This window comes from Bizionia paragorgiae (assembly GCF_900107625.1).
Classification (GTDB): Bacteria; Bacteroidota; Bacteroidia; order Flavobacteriales; family Flavobacteriaceae; genus Bizionia; species Bizionia paragorgiae.
This window is the reverse complement of the sequence record NZ_FNQK01000004.1, coordinates 34,347-52,455: the sequence shown is the minus strand read 5'-3', so window position 1 is coordinate 52,455 and position 18,109 is coordinate 34,347. Positions and strand designations below refer to the sequence as shown.

Annotated in this window: 13 protein-coding genes; 8 read left to right on the top strand and 5 right to left on the bottom strand. The window is 35.8% G+C overall.

Going from position 1 to position 18,109, the window contains the following annotated elements; translation table 11 throughout:
• The first annotated feature begins 146 nt into the window (after positions 1–146).
• Entirely contained in the window at positions 147–3,086 is a 2,940-nt protein-coding gene (locus BLV64_RS03590) for a serine hydrolase domain-containing protein (protein WP_092132560.1), read from the top strand.
• A gap of 17 nt (positions 3,087–3,103) precedes the next feature.
• On the top strand, positions 3,104–4,237 hold the full coding sequence (gene bshA / locus BLV64_RS03585) for an N-acetyl-alpha-D-glucosaminyl L-malate synthase BshA (RefSeq protein ID WP_092132557.1): 1,134 nt from the start codon (positions 3,104–3,106) through the stop codon (positions 4,235–4,237).
• A gap of 81 nt (positions 4,238–4,318) precedes the next feature.
• On the opposite strand, the gene BLV64_RS03580 is transcribed toward bshA, so the two are convergent.
• On the bottom strand, positions 4,319–4,825 hold the full coding sequence (locus BLV64_RS03580; RefSeq protein WP_092132554.1) for a hypothetical protein: 507 nt from the start codon (positions 4,823–4,825) through the stop codon (positions 4,319–4,321).
• Positions 4,826–4,974: 149 nt separating this feature from the next.
• On the opposite strand from BLV64_RS03580, the gene BLV64_RS03575 reads away from it, so the two are divergent.
• Complete coding sequence (locus tag BLV64_RS03575; protein WP_092132551.1) at positions 4,975–7,902, top strand: FAD-binding and (Fe-S)-binding domain-containing protein; 2,928 nt, start codon at positions 4,975–4,977, stop codon at positions 7,900–7,902.
• A gap of 12 nt (positions 7,903–7,914) precedes the next feature.
• Here the strand turns inward: BLV64_RS03575 and BLV64_RS03570 are convergent, their stop codons facing one another.
• On the bottom strand, positions 7,915–8,769 hold the full coding sequence (locus BLV64_RS03570; RefSeq protein WP_092132548.1) for a hypothetical protein: 855 nt from the start codon (positions 8,767–8,769) through the stop codon (positions 7,915–7,917).
• Between the two features lie 116 nt (positions 8,770–8,885).
• On the opposite strand from BLV64_RS03570, the gene aroC reads away from it, so the two are divergent.
• The 4 genes from aroC (at position 8,886) to BLV64_RS03550 (ending at position 12,948) form a co-directional block, all read left to right on the top strand.
• Positions 8,886–9,947, top strand: coding sequence for a chorismate synthase (gene aroC, locus BLV64_RS03565; protein ID WP_092132545.1), 1,062 nt, complete (start codon positions 8,886–8,888; stop codon positions 9,945–9,947).
• A gap of 33 nt (positions 9,948–9,980) precedes the next feature.
• A complete protein-coding gene (locus tag BLV64_RS03560) occupies positions 9,981–11,309 on the top strand; it encodes a dicarboxylate/amino acid:cation symporter (RefSeq protein WP_092132543.1) in 1,329 nt (442 codons plus the stop codon).
• 25 nt (positions 11,310–11,334) lie between these two features.
• Positions 11,335–12,165, top strand: a complete 831-nt coding sequence (locus BLV64_RS03555; protein WP_092132540.1) for a sulfurtransferase — start codon at positions 11,335–11,337, stop codon at positions 12,163–12,165.
• 537 nt (positions 12,166–12,702) lie between these two features.
• Positions 12,703–12,948 carry a hypothetical protein gene (locus tag BLV64_RS03550; protein ID WP_092132537.1) on the top strand — a complete coding sequence of 82 codons (246 nt, stop codon included), beginning with the start codon at positions 12,703–12,705 and terminating at the stop codon, positions 12,946–12,948.
• 67 nt (positions 12,949–13,015) lie between these two features.
• On the opposite strand, the gene BLV64_RS03545 is transcribed toward BLV64_RS03550, so the two are convergent.
• The 3 genes from BLV64_RS03545 to BLV64_RS03535 form a co-directional block, all read right to left on the bottom strand.
• Positions 13,016–13,441: a thiol-disulfide oxidoreductase DCC family protein gene (locus tag BLV64_RS03545; RefSeq protein WP_092132534.1), complete on the bottom strand. Its 426-nt coding sequence runs from the start codon at positions 13,439–13,441 to the stop codon at positions 13,016–13,018.
• A 1-nt stretch (position 13,442) separates the two neighbouring features.
• Positions 13,443–15,614 (bottom strand): endonuclease MutS2, encoded by a 2,172-nt coding sequence (locus BLV64_RS03540; protein ID WP_092132531.1) that lies wholly within the window; start codon positions 15,612–15,614, stop codon positions 13,443–13,445.
• A 185-nt stretch (positions 15,615–15,799) separates the two neighbouring features.
• Complete coding sequence (locus BLV64_RS03535) at positions 15,800–17,293, bottom strand: YfcC family protein (RefSeq protein WP_092132528.1); 1,494 nt, start codon at positions 17,291–17,293, stop codon at positions 15,800–15,802.
• 145 nt (positions 17,294–17,438) lie between these two features.
• On the opposite strand from BLV64_RS03535, the gene ung reads away from it, so the two are divergent.
• Positions 17,439–18,104 carry a uracil-DNA glycosylase gene (ung, locus tag BLV64_RS03530; RefSeq protein WP_092132526.1) on the top strand — a complete coding sequence of 222 codons (666 nt, stop codon included), beginning with the start codon at positions 17,439–17,441 and terminating at the stop codon, positions 18,102–18,104.
• Positions 18,105–18,109 lie beyond the last annotated feature (5 nt).

Here is an 18,109-nt window from a genome sequence, read left to right as displayed (position 1 = left end):
CTGCTGCCAATTATTATTGGCAGCAGTTATTTTTACTTCATACCACAAAACTGTCTTAAAGTTCTTATTTAATAATAAGAATTATACTAATTTGTCGTTATTCAATTTGTTACACCAATGTAACAGTTTTATAGATTATTATTTTTATGCTAAAATATAGTTACGCCCTCATATTTTTTATCTTTTCTCTAACTTTAACTGCTCAGCAGTCAGTTAATCCTTTATTGGCCAAAGATGTTACCGGTCAGCAAAAATGGGTTGACAGTGTCTACAGTTCCTTAACTTTAAAAGAAAAGATCGGACAATTGTACATGGTTCAAGTATTTTCTAATCAGTCACAAGCCAATAAAAACAAAATTATACGGCTGATAAAAGATCAGAAAATTGGAGGTATAATTTACTCTAAGGGCGGACCCGTTCGTCAGGCCAAATTGAATAATGAATTGCAAGCCGCTTCGCAAACGCCTTTACTAATTGGGATGGATGCCGAGTGGGGCCTAAGTATGCGCTTAGATTCCACCTTCTCTTTTCCTTGGAATATGACCTTGGGTGCTATTAAGGACCCGAAATTAATAGAACAGGCAGGGCGCCAATTAGGAGAACACAGTAAGCGTTTAGGTGTGCATTTTAACTTCGCACCTGTAGTAGATATCAATACCAATCCGAAAAACCCAATTATTGGAAATCGTTCTTTTGGTGAAGATAGAGACAATGTTACCGAGAAAGCAATGGCTTTTATGACAGGGATGCAAAGTGTTGGTGTTTTAGCTAGTGCAAAACATTTTCCAGGACATGGAGATACAGCTAGTGATTCTCATAAAACACTTCCAACGATTGCATTCAACCAAAAACGTATAGATTCGATCGAGCTTTATCCGTACAGAAAATTGATAACTGAAGGCTTGTCTAGTGTTATGGTTGCGCATTTAAATGTACCGAGTTTAGAAGCTCAAGACGGACGACCATCATCATTATCTAGAACCATTGTAACCGATATTCTAAAAGAACGTTTAGGTTTTAAAGGTTTAATTTTTACTGATGCCCTTACCATGAAAGGTGCGGCAGACTTTGTGAAGACGGTGTCTCAGTCTTCAAATTCTGGTGAAATTGATTTAGCTGCTTTTTTAGCAGGAAATGATGTGATGCTGATGTCTGAAAACGTAGAGAAAGGGATTGATAAAATCGCTGAAGCCTACGAACGTGGTGCTATTACCGAAGACCGCTTGGCACTTTCAGTAAAAAAAATATTACAAGCTAAATATAAAGTCGGATTAAATAAATATGAACCTATAGGAACAGCTAATTTGGTAGATGACTTAAATCGTATACAAGATTATGCGCTTTATGAAACCTTAATGGAAAACGCTATTACCGTGGCGCATGATCCTAAGGAATTATTACCGATAAGACATTTGGAGACCAAAAAAATAGCGTATGTTTCTTTAGGAAATGATGATGGCAGTGCGTTTTATGAAGCCTTAAAAAAATACGGTAAAGTTCACAAAATTGAAGCCCCTAATTTAGATGGGTTAATAGAAAAGCTACAAAACTACAATACGGTTATTGTGGGATTCCATAAGTCTAATGATAATCCGTGGAAAAGCTACGAGTTTACTAATAAAGAGCTCACGTGGCTGTACGAAATAGCACGTACTAATACCGTAATACTAAATATCTTTACAAGACCTTATGCCTTGTTAGATATAGAGTCTATAACCAATATTGAGAGTGTTGTTGTTAGCTACCAAAATAGTCAAGTGGCTCAGGAAAAAACAGCGCAGTTGTTATTTGGTGCTATTACAGCAAAAGGTACTTTACCAGTATCAGCAGGACCTTATTTTAAAGTAGGAGATGGTATTCAAAAAAATAGCTTAGAACGTTTAGGATATACCATTCCTGAGCGTGTGGGGATGGATTCTGAAAAGTTAAAAAAAATAGATTCTATTGCTCACTATGCTGTGAATCAAAAAATGACGCCAGGTATACAAATTCTAGTGGCTAGGAAAGGTAAAGTTATTTACAATAAAAATTTTGGTAAACATACCTATGAGGGTAATAGACCTGTAGAGTCAGACGATATTTATGATGTGGCATCCTTAACAAAAATAGTTGCGACTTTACCCTTATTAATGCAGTTAGAAGAACAAGGTATTGTATCGTTAGATACTAAACTATCTGAAATTTTACCCTATTATAAAAATTCGAATAAGAAAAACATGACTATTAAAAAAATGTTATCCCATTACGCTCAATTGAAGCCGTGGATTCCATTTTATTACGCCACTTTAGATTCGGTAACAAAAAAACCTTCAACCAAGTACTATAGCACGACTAGCAAACCAGGGTTTACTACAGAAGTCGCTCCGCATTTATTTATGCGTGATGATTATCAAGATTCAATTCCTAAGATTATAAAGGATACCGATTTATTAAATAGATTGCGTTACCGCTATAGCGATTTACCTTATTATATTATCAAACAGTATATAGAAAAACATTATAACAAAACCTTAGATGAAGTTGCTCAAGATCGTTTTTATAGCTCCCTAGGAGCAAATCACACCCTTTATAACCCATACAAGACCATTTCGAATACCAAAATTCCTCCAACAGAAGAAGATGATTATTACAGGTTTCAAAAGGTACAAGGGTATGTACACGATATGGGAGCGGCCATGCAAGGTGGTGTTGGTGGCCATGCGGGGGTGTTTAGTAATGCTAATGATATTGCTAAAATAATGCAACTGTACTTACAAAAAGGATTTTATGGTGGGGTACGGTATCTAAATCCAGAAACTATCGATAAATTTAATACCTGTTATTATTGTGAGAAAAATGTAAGGCGAGGCGTTGGTTTCGACAAACCTCAATTAGGAGAACAAGGTCCAACGTGTGGTTGTGTGTCTATGACTAGTTTTGGTCACTCAGGATTTACCGGTACTTACGCTTGGGCAGATCCAGAAGAAGAATTAGTTTACGTATTTTTAGCCAATAGAACCTATCCTACATCAAAAGGAAAGAATATGCTTTTAAGAGAGGATATTAGAACCAATATTCAAGAGGTTATTTACGAAGCTATTAAATAGATAAAAAATATTAAAAGGTGAGAATAGGAATTGTATGTTACCCAACGTTTGGAGGGAGTGGAGTTGTCGCAACAGAATTAGGTTTAGAACTTTCTAAGCGAGGTCATAATATTCATTTTATAACCTATAATCAACCGGTGCGTTTAGAATTATTAGGTAATAATGTACATTACCACGAGGTGAATGTTCCAGAGTACCCGCTGTTTCATTACCAACCTTACGAATTGGCTTTATCGAGTAAATTAGTCGATATGGTTAAGCTTCATGAAATAGATATACTTCATGTTCATTACGCTATTCCTCACGCTTACGCCGCTTATATGGCGCAAAAAATGTTGCAAGAGGACGGTATTTATATTCCTTTTGTAACCACTTTACATGGTACCGATATTACCTTAGTTGGGAGTCACCCGTTTTATAAGCCCGCAGTCACGTTTAGCATTAATAAATCTAATGCCGTAACCGCAGTATCTAAAAGTCTTCGTGAGGATACCTTGCGATTATTTGATATTAAGAATGATATAAAAGTGGTTACCAACTTTATCGATTTAAATAAGTTTAATCATGATTTTACCGATTGTCAAAGGGCTATGATGGCTACCGAAGACGAGAAAATAATTACTCATATTAGTAATTTCAGACCTGTAAAGCGGATTCTTGATATTATTAAAATATTCTATAATGTTCAAAAGTCAATTCCTGCTAAATTAATGATGGTTGGAGAAGGTCCGGAACGAGAGCCTGCAGAACGTTTATGTAGAAAATTAGGCATTACTGATAAGGTTGTGTTCTTTGGAAATAGTAATGAAATCGATCGAATTTTATGTTTTTCTGACTTGTTTTTACTGCCTAGTGAAGCCGAAAGTTTTGGTTTGTCGGCATTAGAAGCTATGGCCTCAGGGGTGCCCGTGATATCCAGTAATACAGGAGGAATTCCAGAGGTTAACGAGCAAGGGTTTTCAGGGTTTTTAAGTGATGTTGGCGATATTGACGAGATGAGTATGAATGCGATTAAAATTCTAAAAGACGAGAACACTTTACAGCAGTTTAAAAAGAATGCTAAAGCGCAAGCTCAAAAATTTGCTATTGCCAATATTGTACCGCAGTATGAAGCGATTTACGAAGAAACCCTACGAAATTGTAAACTATAATTTTATATATTTCCTTAATCTTAAAACATAAAAAAAGCACTTCAATCGAAGTGCTTTCTTAGTATTATATTTTAACTGTTTTTAGAATTGGTATCTTATTCCTAAGGCAATATCAAAGTCTAAATCATTATTGTCAAACTTGTCATCACCAAAACCTAACTCAGGTCTGAAATCTAAGGACAGTAATAATGGGAAATCAAAATTGTATTCGATACCTATATCACCAGCTAAGAATACAAAAGTATCACTGTCATCTTCAAAATGTCCGTGTTTTTTGTAATCATTGTCAATGCTATAAGCACCAAAACCAGCTCCAGGACCAGCATACCAGTTAAATCCACCATCAATATTCCATACCCATTGGTAAATACCTGCTAGTTTAAAGCCATCGTAATGTTTTCCGTCTCTCCAACCTAAATCAAGCTCTAACCTATTGTTGTCAGATAGCGCACGTTGGTAAGAAACTTCAGCACCAAATCCATCACTGTCACCTAAACGTAAACCAATTGCATTTTTTGAGATTGTTTGAGCGGAAGCTGCAAATCCAAAACCTAAAATAGCAACAGTCAATAAAATTACTTTTTTCATAATTATATGTTGATTTTAAAATTAGTAATCCAAAATTAACATATAAAACGTTTGGTTGTTTCTTTTCCCTACTAATCTTTTGTTAACATTCGTTAAGTATTTATTAATTTGCGAATTAAAACGACGATATTAGTGCCCTTTAACAGACTATGGAAACAACGATAAACAAGGCGCTCAGAGAACTTGAGCAACAATTAGAAGGCGATTTACATTACGACAAGTTAATGCGTGTATTATACGCTACAGACGCTTCTGTTTATAGAATGTTACCTCTTGCAGTGGCATTGCCTAAAACCAAAGAAGATATTCAGTTATTAATTGCCTTTGCAAAACAGCATAAAACCTCTTTAATACCAAGAACAGCAGGAACATCGTTAGCAGGTCAATGTGTAGGAGAAGGTATTGTTGTAGATGTTTCTAAATATTTTACTAAAATCATTAGTTTTAATGAGGCCGATAGAACGATACGGGTTCAACCCGGAGTTGTTCGCGACCGACTAAATAACTATTTAAAACCTTACGGTTTGTTTTTCGGACCAAATACATCCACATCAAACCGCTGTATGATAGGAGGTATGGTCGGCAATAATTCATCGGGAACCACATCTATTCAATATGGTGTTACTCGTGATAAAGTGGTCGCTTTAAACACGTTGTTAAGCGATGGGAGTGAAGTTTCCTTTTCAAAACTCTCTGTAAAAGAGTTTGAGGCCAAACGTTTTTTAAAAACTTTAGAAGGAAGTATTTATCGGGCAATCTATGATGATTTGAGTAAGGAGAACGTACAGCAAGAAATCGTTTCACAGTTTCCTAAGTCAGAAATACACCGCCGAAATACCGGATATGCTATTGATGAGCTCATTCAAACAGAAGTCTTTTCTGAAGTGGAGGGCACTTTTAATATGTGTAAGCTGTTAACAGGAAGTGAAGGTACTTTAGCGTTTACAACGGAAATCACCTTACAGTTGGATACTTTGCCGCCTCAAGAGTCTATAGTGGTAGCAGCGCATTTTGAGAGTATTGAAAATTGTTTACAGGCGGTTGTTCCGGTAATGAAACACGAGTTGTTTACCTGTGAAATGATGGATAAAACCATATTAGATTGTACCAAACAAAACAAAACACAAACAGAAAATAGAACCTTTATTCAAGGTGATCCTATGGCTATTTTGCTTTGTGAAATAAAAGCGGACACCAGTACCAAAGCTAAGACATTAGCCGAGGCACTTATTAAAACTTTGGAGGACTCCCAATTGAGTTATGCTCATAGTGTACTAATAGGGGATGCTATTCATAAAGCTGCAGATTTAAGAAGTGCTGGTTTAGGACTATTAGGAAATATTATAGGCGATAAAAAAGCGGTCGCTTGTATTGAAGATACAGCCGTTGCCATTGCAGATTTAAGCGATTATATTACAGATTTTACAGCCTTGATGAAAGGCTTTAATCAAAAGGCAGTGTATTATGCTCATGCTGGGGCCGGTGAACTGCATTTGCGACCTATTTTAGATCTAAAACAAGCTGAAGATGTGGCGTTGTTTAGAGAAATCACCACGCGTGTAGCACATTTGGTGAAAAAATATCAGGGTTCTTTTAGTGGTGAACACGGCGATGGGATAGTTAGAGCTGAGTTTATTCCAATAATGATTGGTCAAGCCAATTACGAGGTATTAAAACGTATCAAAGCAGCTTTCGATCCGGAATGTATTTTTAATCCAGGAAAAATTGTTGAAGCTTACGCAATGGATGCCAATTTGCGCTATGAAACAGATAGAAAAGAGCCGCAAATTGAGACCTTCTTAGATTTCTCCGCTTCGCAAGGTATTTTAAGAGCGGCCGAAAAATGTAATGGTTCTGGTGATTGTAGAAAAACAGTGGAGTTTGGCGGTACCATGTGTCCTAGTTACCGAGCTACTGCAAATGAAAAAGATACCACAAGAGCGCGAGCGAATGCTTTAAGAGAATTTTTAACAAACTCGACAGAGCATAATAAGTTTAATCATCAGGAATTAAAGGCCGTTTTCGACTTGTGTTTAAGTTGTAAAGCCTGTGCTAGCGAATGTCCGAGTAGTGTAGATGTAGCCACGCTAAAAGCAGAGTTTCTTTACCAATACCATAAAGATAACCCCGTTGATCTAAGAACAAAATTGTTTGCCCATAACACAAAATACAATGCGATTGGACAACGGTTTTATAGACTTACTAATTTTGTGTTTTCTAACCGATTTACATCCGGAATTATTAAAAATACATTAGGGATAGCCCAGCACAGAACCCTACCCTTGGTATCTAGCGTTACCTTACACGAAAGCTACCTAAAGACTTTACATAAAACAGGCGATAATCCGACTATTAAAACGGTTTACTTATTTAATGATGAGTTTACGAATTATTTAGACAGCGAAATTGGCCGTGATGCCCTTGCGCTTTTACAGGCCCTAAACTACGATGTTAAACTCATCAAAAATGAAGAGTCTGGTCGCACCTTTATTTCTAAAGGCTTTTTAGAAGAAGCAAAAGCAGTGGCGAATAAAAATATAGAACTTTATAAAGAGCATATTTCTGATAAGGTGCCACTTTTAGGTATTGAACCCTCAGCAATTTTAACCTTTAGAGATGAGTATTTAAAACTAGCGGATGATCGCGAAGCAGCTAAAAACATTGCGAAAAACACGTTTTTAATTGAGGAGTTTTTAAGCCAAGAGATTTCAAATGGTACTATTTCAGCAGCTCAATTTACTTCAGAATCTAAAACTATTAAGTTTCATGGACATTGTCATCAAAAGGCGCTAAGCAATCAAATTCATAGTTTTAATGTGTTAAATCTTCCTGAAAATTACAAAGTAACTATTATACCAAGTGGTTGTTGTGGAATGGCAGGAAGTTTTGGTTATGAAAAGGAACATTTCGAGCTAAGCATGACAATTGGAGAGCAAACATTATTTCCTTCGGTTCGTAAAGCGCCATTAGAAACCCTTATAGCTGCCAACGGAACGAGTTGTAGACACCAAATAAAAGATGGGACGCAGCGGGAAGCTAAACATCCCATCACTATTCTAAAAGAAGCCCTTATATAAATAGGTGTTTCTCTATTGCGGACCGTAGCTATTAAGAACCTGTACATTAGTCCCAGAGCCCGTAGGTGGAATAGTTAAATTCACCCCTATATTTGCTAAGGCTGCCAGGGCTGTAGCATTTATTTCATAATCAAATTGAGATTCTGCATGTACCAGCCCTATATTTTCAGCATAGTAACTCGTAACGATTAATAGGTCTTGCGGGTCCAATACATCGATACTTATTGGAAAGCCATTAAAATCATAAGTCGCGACTGCACCAAGATTTAAAGTGATTTCACTAGCAACCACATTAGTGTATGTTTCGCCATTAAGTGTAATAGTATCATAAACATTTAAACCTGTTGATTGCACTTCATAGGCTAGGGTTAGCGGTATACCTTGAATATCTTGCGTGACTTGGTCACTCATAGTAAATAGCACGCTATTATTAGGTGCTGTCGTATCGTAGAGGATAGCGTTATTTAAAGTAATATCAAAATCAATGATATCAGCAAGTTCTGCTGGTAACCCTAATACACCATTTAAACTTAATGTGCTGTTGGTGTTTGTTAAAGTACCACTAATTAAAATGCCACTCATTGTTCCATTTGGTGGTAGTCCGTTATTAGCAGAAAGTGTAAAACTAGAATTATCGATACTCGCAACAGTGAGTTGATCGGTAGAAAATTCAGGATTAGTTGTTACCGTGCTGTTTATTTCAACATCATAATTCCAATAACTATCTAGGTTCGTCGGAAAATAATTTGTGTTTGTAGCAGGCGTTCCGGTGCCATTAGGACCATCATTATTGGTGTCGTCATCAGAGCATGACACAACTAAAAACAGACACATTAACAGTGAAAAAAAATGGGTTTTTGAAATCATTTCAGGTGGTTTTTTTATATTTTATTAAATTTAGGGCAAAAAATAAGAACTACATAAAATTAAACTACAATTTTTGTTTCTGTGATTTTACAATTACATTAGCGTAAAAATAAAATATGGCAGGAAATTCCTTTGGAAAACTATTTAATGTAACGACGTTTGGTGAATCTCATGGTGAAGCCATTGGCGGAATTATTGATGGTTGTTTACCAAATATTACCATAGATTTCGAGGCGATTCAAAATGAGATGAATCGTAGAAAGCCCGGACAATCGGCAATTGTCACCCAAAGAAAAGAACCGGATACGGTTCGTTTTTTATCTGGAATATTTGAAGGTAAAACTACTGGGACTCCAATAGGCTTTATTATTGAAAATGCCAATCAAAAATCTAAAGACTACTCGCATATAAAAGATACCTATCGTCCAAGTCATGCCGACTATGTGTACGATAAAAAATATGGGCACCGCGATTACCGTGGTGGCGGACGTAGTTCGGCTCGTGAAACCGCATGTCGTGTGGTTGCAGGCGCGATTGCCAAGCAAATGCTTGAGGGGATAAAAATAGAAGCTTTCACCTCTTCGGTGGGAGATATTTTTATCGATAAACCGTATCAAGATTTAGACTTTTCAAAAACAGAATCCAATGTCGTGCGTTGTCCCGATACTGTGACTGCAGAAAAGATGATTACCCGAATTAAAGAAATTAAAAAACAAGGGGATACCATTGGAGGTACCATCACTTGCGTTTTAAAAAATGTTCCTATTGGATTAGGAGAGCCTGCATTCGATAAATTACATGCCGAACTTGGAAAAGCCATGCTGTCTATAAATGCGGTAAAAGGCTTTGAGTATGGTAGTGGATTCTGTGGGGCGAAAATGAAAGGTAGTGAGCATAATGATGTTTTTAATCCTGATGGCTCTACAAAAACAAATTTATCTGGTGGTATTCAAGGGGGGATTAGTAACGGAATGGATATCTATTTCCGTGTGGCTTTTAAACCTGTAGCGACCATTATGCAACCGCAAGATTCTATTGATAATAAAGGTAATCGTGTCATTGTAGAAGGCAAAGGGAGACATGATCCTTGTGTTGTACCTAGAGCTGTTCCTATAGTAGAAGCTATGGCCGCTTTGGTATTGGCTGACTACTTTCTACTGAATAAAATGTATAAATAGAAGAATTAATACGTACTGAATTACTAAAAAGCAATTATGAAATTAGCATTACACTGGAAAATAATTATTGGAATGGTTCTAGGAGTCATCTTTGGGTTTATAATGAACTCCATAGATGGTGGAAAAGGATTTGTAACCGATTGGATAAAGCCGTTTGGTACCATATTTATTAATTTGCTAAAACTTATTGCCGTTCCTTTAATATTAGCGTCTTTAATTAAAGGAATTTCAGATTTAAAAGATATTTCTAAGATTAAATCTATGGGGCTACGAACCATAAGTATTTATATGGGAACGACCATTATCGCTATTGTTATTGGTCTAACCATTGTAAACACTTTTAAACCTGGTGAGGGCATGCCGCAAGACACCATAGAGAAGATTAAAGATACCTATCAGGGCTCGGCCGATATTATGATTGGTAAAGCCCATATGCAAAAAGAAACCGGTCCGTTGCAACCTTTAGTCGATGTGTTTCCAAGTAATATTTTTAATGCATTTGCTAAACCTGAAATGCTGCAAGTTATCTTTTTTGCCATGTTTGTTGGTATCTGTCTTTTATTAATACCTAAGAAAAAGGCGAAACCTTTAGTGCGGTTTTTCGACTCCTTAAATGAGGTCGTAATGAAAATGGTAGATTTAATCATGCTGTTTGCACCGTATGCCGTTTTTGCGTTATTAGCAAATGTTATCATAGCTTTCGACGATACGGAGATTTTAGTAAAACTCCTTTATTATGCGGGATGTGTGGTTTTAGGCCTGTTTTTAATGATATGTTTTTACCTGTTCCTTATTTTTATTTATACTAAGAAATCACCATTATGGTTTTTAAGCCGATTTAGTCCAGCGCAATTACTAGCCTTTTCAACTAGTAGTAGTGCCGCAACATTACCAGTTACAATGGAGCGTGTAGAAGAGCATTTGGGAGTAGATAAAGAAGTTTCCGGATTTGTTTTACCTGTTGGAGCGACAGTAAATATGGATGGAACTAGTTTATATCAAGGTATAGCCGCAGTATTTATAATGCAAGTAATATGGCCTGAAGGTTTGACTTTCACCAATCAATTAGTTATCGTTGCTACGGCATTATTAGCTTCTATTGGAAGTGCTGCCGTACCTAGTGCGGGAATGGTAATGCTTGTTATAGTTTTAGAGTCTATAGGTTTTCCAAAAGAATTATTACCTATAGGATTGGCCTTAATCTTTGCGGTAGATAGGCCGTTGGATATGTGTAGAACGGTGGTAAATGTTACCGGAGATGCCACAGTATCTATGCTTGTAGCGAAGTCCTTAGGGAAATTAAAAGATCCGAAACCAAAAGAATGGGACGATAATTATCCACGCACTAAAAATACGCATTAAAATAAATGTATTAATCTGATGTTATATGTCTAAACTATCACTTTCTAGCCCTATTGTGTCTGCCGATTGGCTTCGGGAAAATTTAAACGCTTCAAACCTTTTAATTTTTGATGCGAGCATGGTTAAAGTGACTGCTCAAAACGAAAATGTTTCATCAGAAGTGCAGCTTCCAAATACACAATTTTTTAATTTGAAAGGGCGTTTTAGTGACCTGTCAAGTGATTTTCCTAATACCATTCCTTCCGCTTCACAATTTCAAGAGGAAGCTAGAAAATTAGGGGTTAACTCAGACAGTGCCATTGTGGTTTATGACGATAAAGGTGTCTATTCAAGTGCACGCGTATGGTGGCTTTTTAAAACTTTTGGTCACGCTAATAGTGCTATTTTAGATGGTGGTTTACCGGCTTGGATTGAGCAAAATTATCCTACAGAGCCAAAGGGAAACAACAGTAAGCCCAAAGGTGATTTTAAGGCGGTTTTTAATCCTGATAGGGTAACGTATTTCAAGGATCTAGACGTCCTATCTCAAAGTGAAAAACATACTATTATTGACGCTAGAAGTGCTGAGCGATTTCGCTGTGAAGTTCCAGAACCTCGAGAGGGATTGCGAAGTGGTACCATTCCAAATTCTAAAAACCTACCCTTTGAAAGGTGTTTAGTAGAAGGTAAATTAAAACCAAAAGAGGAGTTAGTACGTTTGTTTAACAGCGTAACCCCTAAGAATAATACGCTAGTATTTTCTTGTGGATCTGGGTTAACGGCCTGCATTTTAGATTTAGCAGCAGAGGTAGCCGATTTTAAACAGACTAAAGTTTACGATGGGTCTTGGACCGAATATGGAACCCTAAAACCCTAAATTTCTCAGGTCGTTTACTTAAGCTTTTTAGATTGAAGATTAATGAAGCGTGTTGCTTTAAAAAAAGTCTCAAAATACAGATTAATTTTTTCTAATCGCAATGCTTAGAACCTTTTAAAGAGTAGACTATGGTCTTTAAGAGAACTTAATTCATTCCCAATTAACAGAAATTGGGGTTAAGTTAATTAGTTATATTTTGAGACTTCTGTACTGTGAATATAGAAGATAATAGCAAGCGATTAAAATCATATTTCGTAAACTGGACTTTTTAGTACGTAAAGTGTATGCTTTTACAAGTGTAGCTATCTTACTAGTTGAATAGCCATTTAGGAATTTAGAATTGTAAAGCGCTTATAATGTTGTAATTAGTGTCCCTTAAATAAATACAACATAGTTTAAGTATACAGATGTTGTTCATCGATAAAATTAGCACATTTACTGTGTTAATCAAATTCTTAGGTCTTTCATCGATTAAATTCTATTTAACTTTTTAACCCCCTTATCTTTATAGTGTTATAAATAGTATACACCAAACAAATGAAATTTTTATCTACATTATTTTTATTATTATTCGCTTCTTTCGCAACTGCTCAGGAGGTTAACGATACTGTTAAATCTAATGAGTCTATTTATACAGAAGAAACAAACCAGACTTTAACTGAATCTTACGTTATTGACGTAAAAGGTATTAAAAAGCTGGATGAAATTGATATTATAAATTATAATAAGGTTATGTATATCAAATTGATTTCATCAGAAGACGGTACAATCAAAATAAGCTAGTTTATAAAAGAGTGCCAATCTAAGTAAACTAATACTAAAAGTCTGAATATAATTAATTCAGACTTTTTTATGGGGTTTGGTCAATAAACTTAGCTTTCAAGTTTGGAGTAGGAATCATACAATGATCCTTTTTACCATACCATTTATATCTATTCCTAGCTATAAAATCATACACTAAATTTCGTATAAAGGCAGGCACAACCAAAAACACTACTAATAATTGGGTTGGAAAGCCAAGGTGTTTTGCAATGTGTAAAGCCGCTGTAGATTTAGAAAACACACCTTTTTCGGGTACATATAAGAGTATAGAATCTGTTTTCGTTCTGTCTATTTTGTATTGCGTTAAAAGCGCTTTCCCTAGGTCACTTTGTAATGCCGCAAATAAAAAGGTGTTTTTTTTATCCTGACGAATAATATACTGAACAGACGAATTACACAAATTGCAGACGCCATCAAATAAAATCAGTTGTTTATGTTTGGGAATGGAAATCATTTTAGGTTTTCTTTACGGCTTCAACTAAATCTAACAAATCAATATTTACTAAGGTTGTAAACAACCCGTAGTTTACTGTGGCTTTGTTTTTTTCAATCTTATCAATACTCCCAACCGATCGACCATCACTCATTCGCACGCGATCACCAACCTTTAAAGTCGGTCTTGGTTTTTCTATAACCACAGCCTTTTCTTTCGCTTTCTTTTTCTTCTCACGAATGACTTCTACTTTCTTTTCAGCCTCTTTTTTGACTTGAGACACTTTTGCTTTCGTGATTTTTTTCTCTTTAGCAGTTAGGCGTTTACGCTTCGAGTTTTCTATTTGAACCAATTTAAAGAGTTCAGATAATAATTCTTTCTTACGATTGTTTTCAAAGAAATTCTCGGCGATATCATTCACCTTCTGACCCAAGTAAATTAACCGTTGGTTTTCGTCGTAAAGCTCCTGATAGCTTTCTAGCTTTTTTTGAATTTTCTCATTAATACCTTCTAGCTTATCGGCTTCAGTCTGTTTTTTCTTTTCGTTAATTTTTAGTGATTCAGACGTTTTCTCTAGTCGTGAACGCTCCTTTTGAAGTTTTGCAATAGTGGCATCAAAACGCACTTTACTGCGTTCTATTTTCTTTTTAGCTCGGTTAATTAAGCTGTAAGGAATACCGTTTTTTTGTGCGACTTCAAAGGTAAAAGAACTTCCTGGTTGCCCAAGTGCCAAGCGGTACATAGGTTCTAAGGTGCGTTCGTTAAACATCATATTCGCATTAATCATTTCAGGCTTTTCACTAGCAAGAATCTTTAAGTTCGCATAATGTGTTGTTATTATTCCATAGGCATTTCTAGCGTAGAATTCTTCTAAAAAGGTTTCAGCTAAAGCACCTCCTAATTCAGGGTCTGATCCAGTTCCAAATTCATCAATTAAAAACAAGGTGTTTTTATTACATTTCTTTAAAAAGTAATTCATTTGTTTTAATCGGTAGCTATAGGTACTTAAATGATTTTCTATAGATTGATTGTCACCAATATCGGTTAAAATCCGATCAAAAACACTCACTTTACTGCGTTCGTGAACAGGGATTAACATTCCGCTTTGAAGCATCAGTTGTAGTAAGCCTACGGTTTTAAGCGTGATACTTTTACCTCCGGCATTGGGTCCGGAAATGACTATAATACGACTCTCTTGATCGAGTTGTATGGTTTGCGGATAGGTTTTTTCTTTTTTCTCTAGATTGTTTAAATAGAGTAGTGGGTGATAGGCATCCCTGAGGTATACATTTTTTTCTTCTGTAATTTCAGGTAGAATACCGTTTATAGAGCGCGCATATTTAGCCTTGGCAGAAATAACATCCATTTCTGTTAAAAACAGTTGATAGTATTCTATGAGTGGTAAAAAGTCGCGTAAATAATTTGTAACCTGCTTTAGAATTCTAACGATTTCTTCGCTCTCTTCATATTCTAAATTATTTAATTCACGGGTGTGTTGTAGGGTAGCTTCAGGCTCAATATACACAATGCTTCCTGTTTTACTCCCTCCCATAATAGCACCTTTAACCTTACGGCGGTACATGGCTTTTACAGCTAAAACACGTTTATTATCGACCACCGATTCTCGAATATCATCTAAGTATTCTAAGCCGTGATACAGGTTTAAAGCCGATGTAAAACTAGAATTAATTTTGCCTTTTAACGCATTGATACTTTGACGGATCTCAAAAAGTAAAGGTGAGGCATTATCCTTAACATCATTAAACCTGTCAATTACAGCATCTATACGCTCAATAATGGCTTTAGTAACTTCTATTTGAGAGGAGAAAGCCTGTAAGCCCGGGTAGTACACTTCAAACTTTTTTAAAAAGCTGACAATCTCATTGCTAGTTAAGGATATAGAAACAATCTTTTTTAAACTGTGAGGCTCTAAAAAAGTGTTTTCGATTTTAAGTAATTGGATTTCTTTGGTAATCGTATCAAATCCGTGGTTAGGAATACGATTATCGTTATAAAAAGAAGAGACATATTCGTTCGTGAGCTGTAACTCTTTTAGAAGCTGCTCTTTATTTTTGAACGGTGTGATTTCTAAAGTTTTTAAATGTCCAAGGTGGGTTACACAGTGTTCACTTACTTGTTCTAAAACCGTTGAAAACTCTAAATCTTGTAATGTTTTTTCGTGAATACTTATCATTAGTTTAGCCGCAAAGGCGGTACATTCGCTTTGTTAAATTAATCTTGCTTAGCGATAACAAAGTTACGTATTCCTATTTAAACCATAAACTTTTACTGCAGTTTGCTTGATAGGGGTGAAAACACCTTTTTAAGCGTGTCTCCACATCTTTTTAAGCGTATAAAAGAGACTGAAAGTTGCCTAGTTTATAGGTATACTGAAACTGTCATAACTAATAAAGTAAACACTATTAATACAATAAATAGTGGCATAATAAACTTTAACCATTTATTAAAACCAACTTTTACTACAGCTAAAGAGGCTAAAATTAAACCTGTAGGATTAATTAAATAAAATAACCCTAATCCGTATTGGTAAGCGTTAACTACAATTTCACGTCCTATACCTACAGTATCTGCTAAAGGAGACATGATGGGCATTGTTAATACAGCCATCCCTGAAGAACTTGGGATAAAAAACGATAGTCCAGCATAAATTAAAGTAATTACGCTTGCAAATAATCCTTTAGACATGCCTTCGGTAATACCACTAGCATAAAATAACATGGTGTCACTAATTAAACCATCGGCCATGATAACCGTTACACCACGAGCGATTCCAATAATTAAGGCAACCCCTAATAAATCAGCAGCTCCTTTTACAAAGGTTTCTACGAAATCGGATTCACTAATTTGGGTGATAATTCCAATTATAATCGCACCCACTAAAAACGTAGACGTCATTTCTAAAAACCACCAGTCTAACATAGACACTCCAATAATCATGACTAAAAAGCAAAGAGCAAATACAAAAAGTGCTAAACGTAGGCGAAAAGTAAAAGTTACTGTTTGGTCTTTTTTGTCTCCAAAAAGTGCTTCAATTTGTTCTTTCTGATCGTAAATTATAGATTTAGTAGGGTCATTTTTAACGCGCTTTGCGTAACGCATAATATAAAATATACAAATTGCTAAACAGCTTAATAGCATAAATATACGACCCGGCAACCCTGTTGTCCAATTTATTCCAGCCGAATCACTAGCAATAATAGTACTAAACGGGTTAATAGTGGAACACATAGTACCTATTGAAGATCCAATAAATATACAAGCAATTCCTACCAAAGCATCATATTTTGCAGCGAGGAACACAGGAATAAGAATAGGGAAGAAGGCAATAGTCTCTTCCGCAAGTCCGAAAGTAGTACCACCGGCAGCAATTAATGTCGTGACCAAAATAATTAAAATATACTCGCGACCTTTTAGCACGCGCGCCAACCAAGCGATACCCGCATCGAAAGCGCCTGTACTATTAATAATACCAATTAAACCTCCGATAATTAATACTAGAAAAATAATATCGGCGGCTTCTATAATTCCCTTTATTGGGGATTTAATAAAATCGCTTAAACCTTGTGGTTTAGACTCTAACTCGCGGTAGGTATTCGGAATATTAATGGCTTTGTATATATCTCCATTGGTGAATTTCTCTAAAGGAATTTTTATCGATAAACCGTCTAAGGTTGCTTGAGTAGCAGGTAAGGTTTTCGTTTCATCTTTAGCGACTTCAATAAACGTATTCGATGCTGAATCATAAGCTAAAGTATTATATTTTCCGGCAGGTACTAACCAAGTTAATAAGGTTACTAAGGCAGCAATGATTAATAATATTGTCTGAGCTGTAGGAAATTTTATGTTTTTCATATTAAATACGGATAAACTGAAGGCGTTAATTAATCTGCAAATTTAAAATTATAGGAAAGTAAAACCCTATAAAAAGAGATAATTATTTTCTATTTTTAAAGATAACATTATTTTCGTCTTTTAAAACTTACACCCTTTAAACCGTATGCAGTTATCGCTTCCTGAATCTTGGCATTTACACCTTAAATCTGAAATGCAACAACCCTATTTTTTGCAGTTAAAAGCCTTTGTTGAAGACGCTTATAATACGTCTACATGTTTTCCTCCAGAAGATGAGATTTTTAAGGCTTTTGAAATGTGTGCGTTTAACGCTGTGAAAGTTGTAATTATAGGACAAGATCCTTACCATAATTTTGATCAGGCCAACGGTTTGTGTTTTAGTGTTAGTGATAAAATGCCTCACCCGCCTTCCTTAGTAAATATATTTAAAGAATTAGAAGCTGATTTGGGTATTCCGTATCCCCAATCCGGAAACTTAGAGCGTTGGGCAGAGCAAGGGGTGTTTTTGTTAAACGCCACATTAACCGTTCGTGCTCATGAAGCGGGAAGTCATCAAAAGCAAGGATGGGAAACCTTTACTGATGCCGTTATTAAAACGATTAGTGAGGAGCAAGACAAAGTTATATTTTTACTTTGGGGCGGATTCGCAAAAAAGAAAGCTAAGTTAATCGATGAGACGAAGCATACCATATTAACTTCTGGTCATCCGTCGCCTTTAAGTGCAAACCGTGGTTATTGGTTTGGGAATTCTCATTTTAGTCAAGTCAACACCCTCCTAAAAGCACAAGGCAAATCACCCATTTCCTGGTAATTTAA

What these genes read in the sequence shown, in the direction of transcription:
- BLV64_RS03590 (WP_092132560.1), top strand. Translation starts at nt 147, where the DNA reads ATGCTAAAATATAGTTACGCCCTCATATTTTTTATCTTTTCTCTAACT.
- BLV64_RS03580 (WP_092132554.1), bottom strand. Translation starts at nt 4,825, where the DNA reads ATGAAAAAAGTAATTTTATTGACTGTTGCTATTTTAGGTTTTGGATTT.
- BLV64_RS03575 (WP_092132551.1), top strand. Translation starts at nt 4,975, where the DNA reads ATGGAAACAACGATAAACAAGGCGCTCAGAGAACTTGAGCAACAATTA.
- BLV64_RS03570 (WP_092132548.1), bottom strand. Translation starts at nt 8,769, where the DNA reads ATGATTTCAAAAACCCATTTTTTTTCACTGTTAATGTGTCTGTTTTTA.
- aroC (WP_092132545.1), top strand. Translation starts at nt 8,886, where the DNA reads ATGGCAGGAAATTCCTTTGGAAAACTATTTAATGTAACGACGTTTGGT.
- BLV64_RS03555 (WP_092132540.1), top strand. Translation starts at nt 11,335, where the DNA reads ATGTCTAAACTATCACTTTCTAGCCCTATTGTGTCTGCCGATTGGCTT.
- BLV64_RS03550 (WP_092132537.1), top strand. Translation starts at nt 12,703, where the DNA reads ATGAAATTTTTATCTACATTATTTTTATTATTATTCGCTTCTTTCGCA.
- BLV64_RS03545 (WP_092132534.1), bottom strand. Translation starts at nt 13,441, where the DNA reads ATGATTTCCATTCCCAAACATAAACAACTGATTTTATTTGATGGCGTC.
- BLV64_RS03540 (WP_092132531.1), bottom strand. Translation starts at nt 15,614, where the DNA reads ATGATAAGTATTCACGAAAAAACATTACAAGATTTAGAGTTTTCAACG.
- BLV64_RS03535 (WP_092132528.1), bottom strand. Translation starts at nt 17,293, where the DNA reads ATGAAAAACATAAAATTTCCTACAGCTCAGACAATATTATTAATCATT.
- ung (WP_092132526.1), top strand. Translation starts at nt 17,439, where the DNA reads ATGCAGTTATCGCTTCCTGAATCTTGGCATTTACACCTTAAATCTGAA.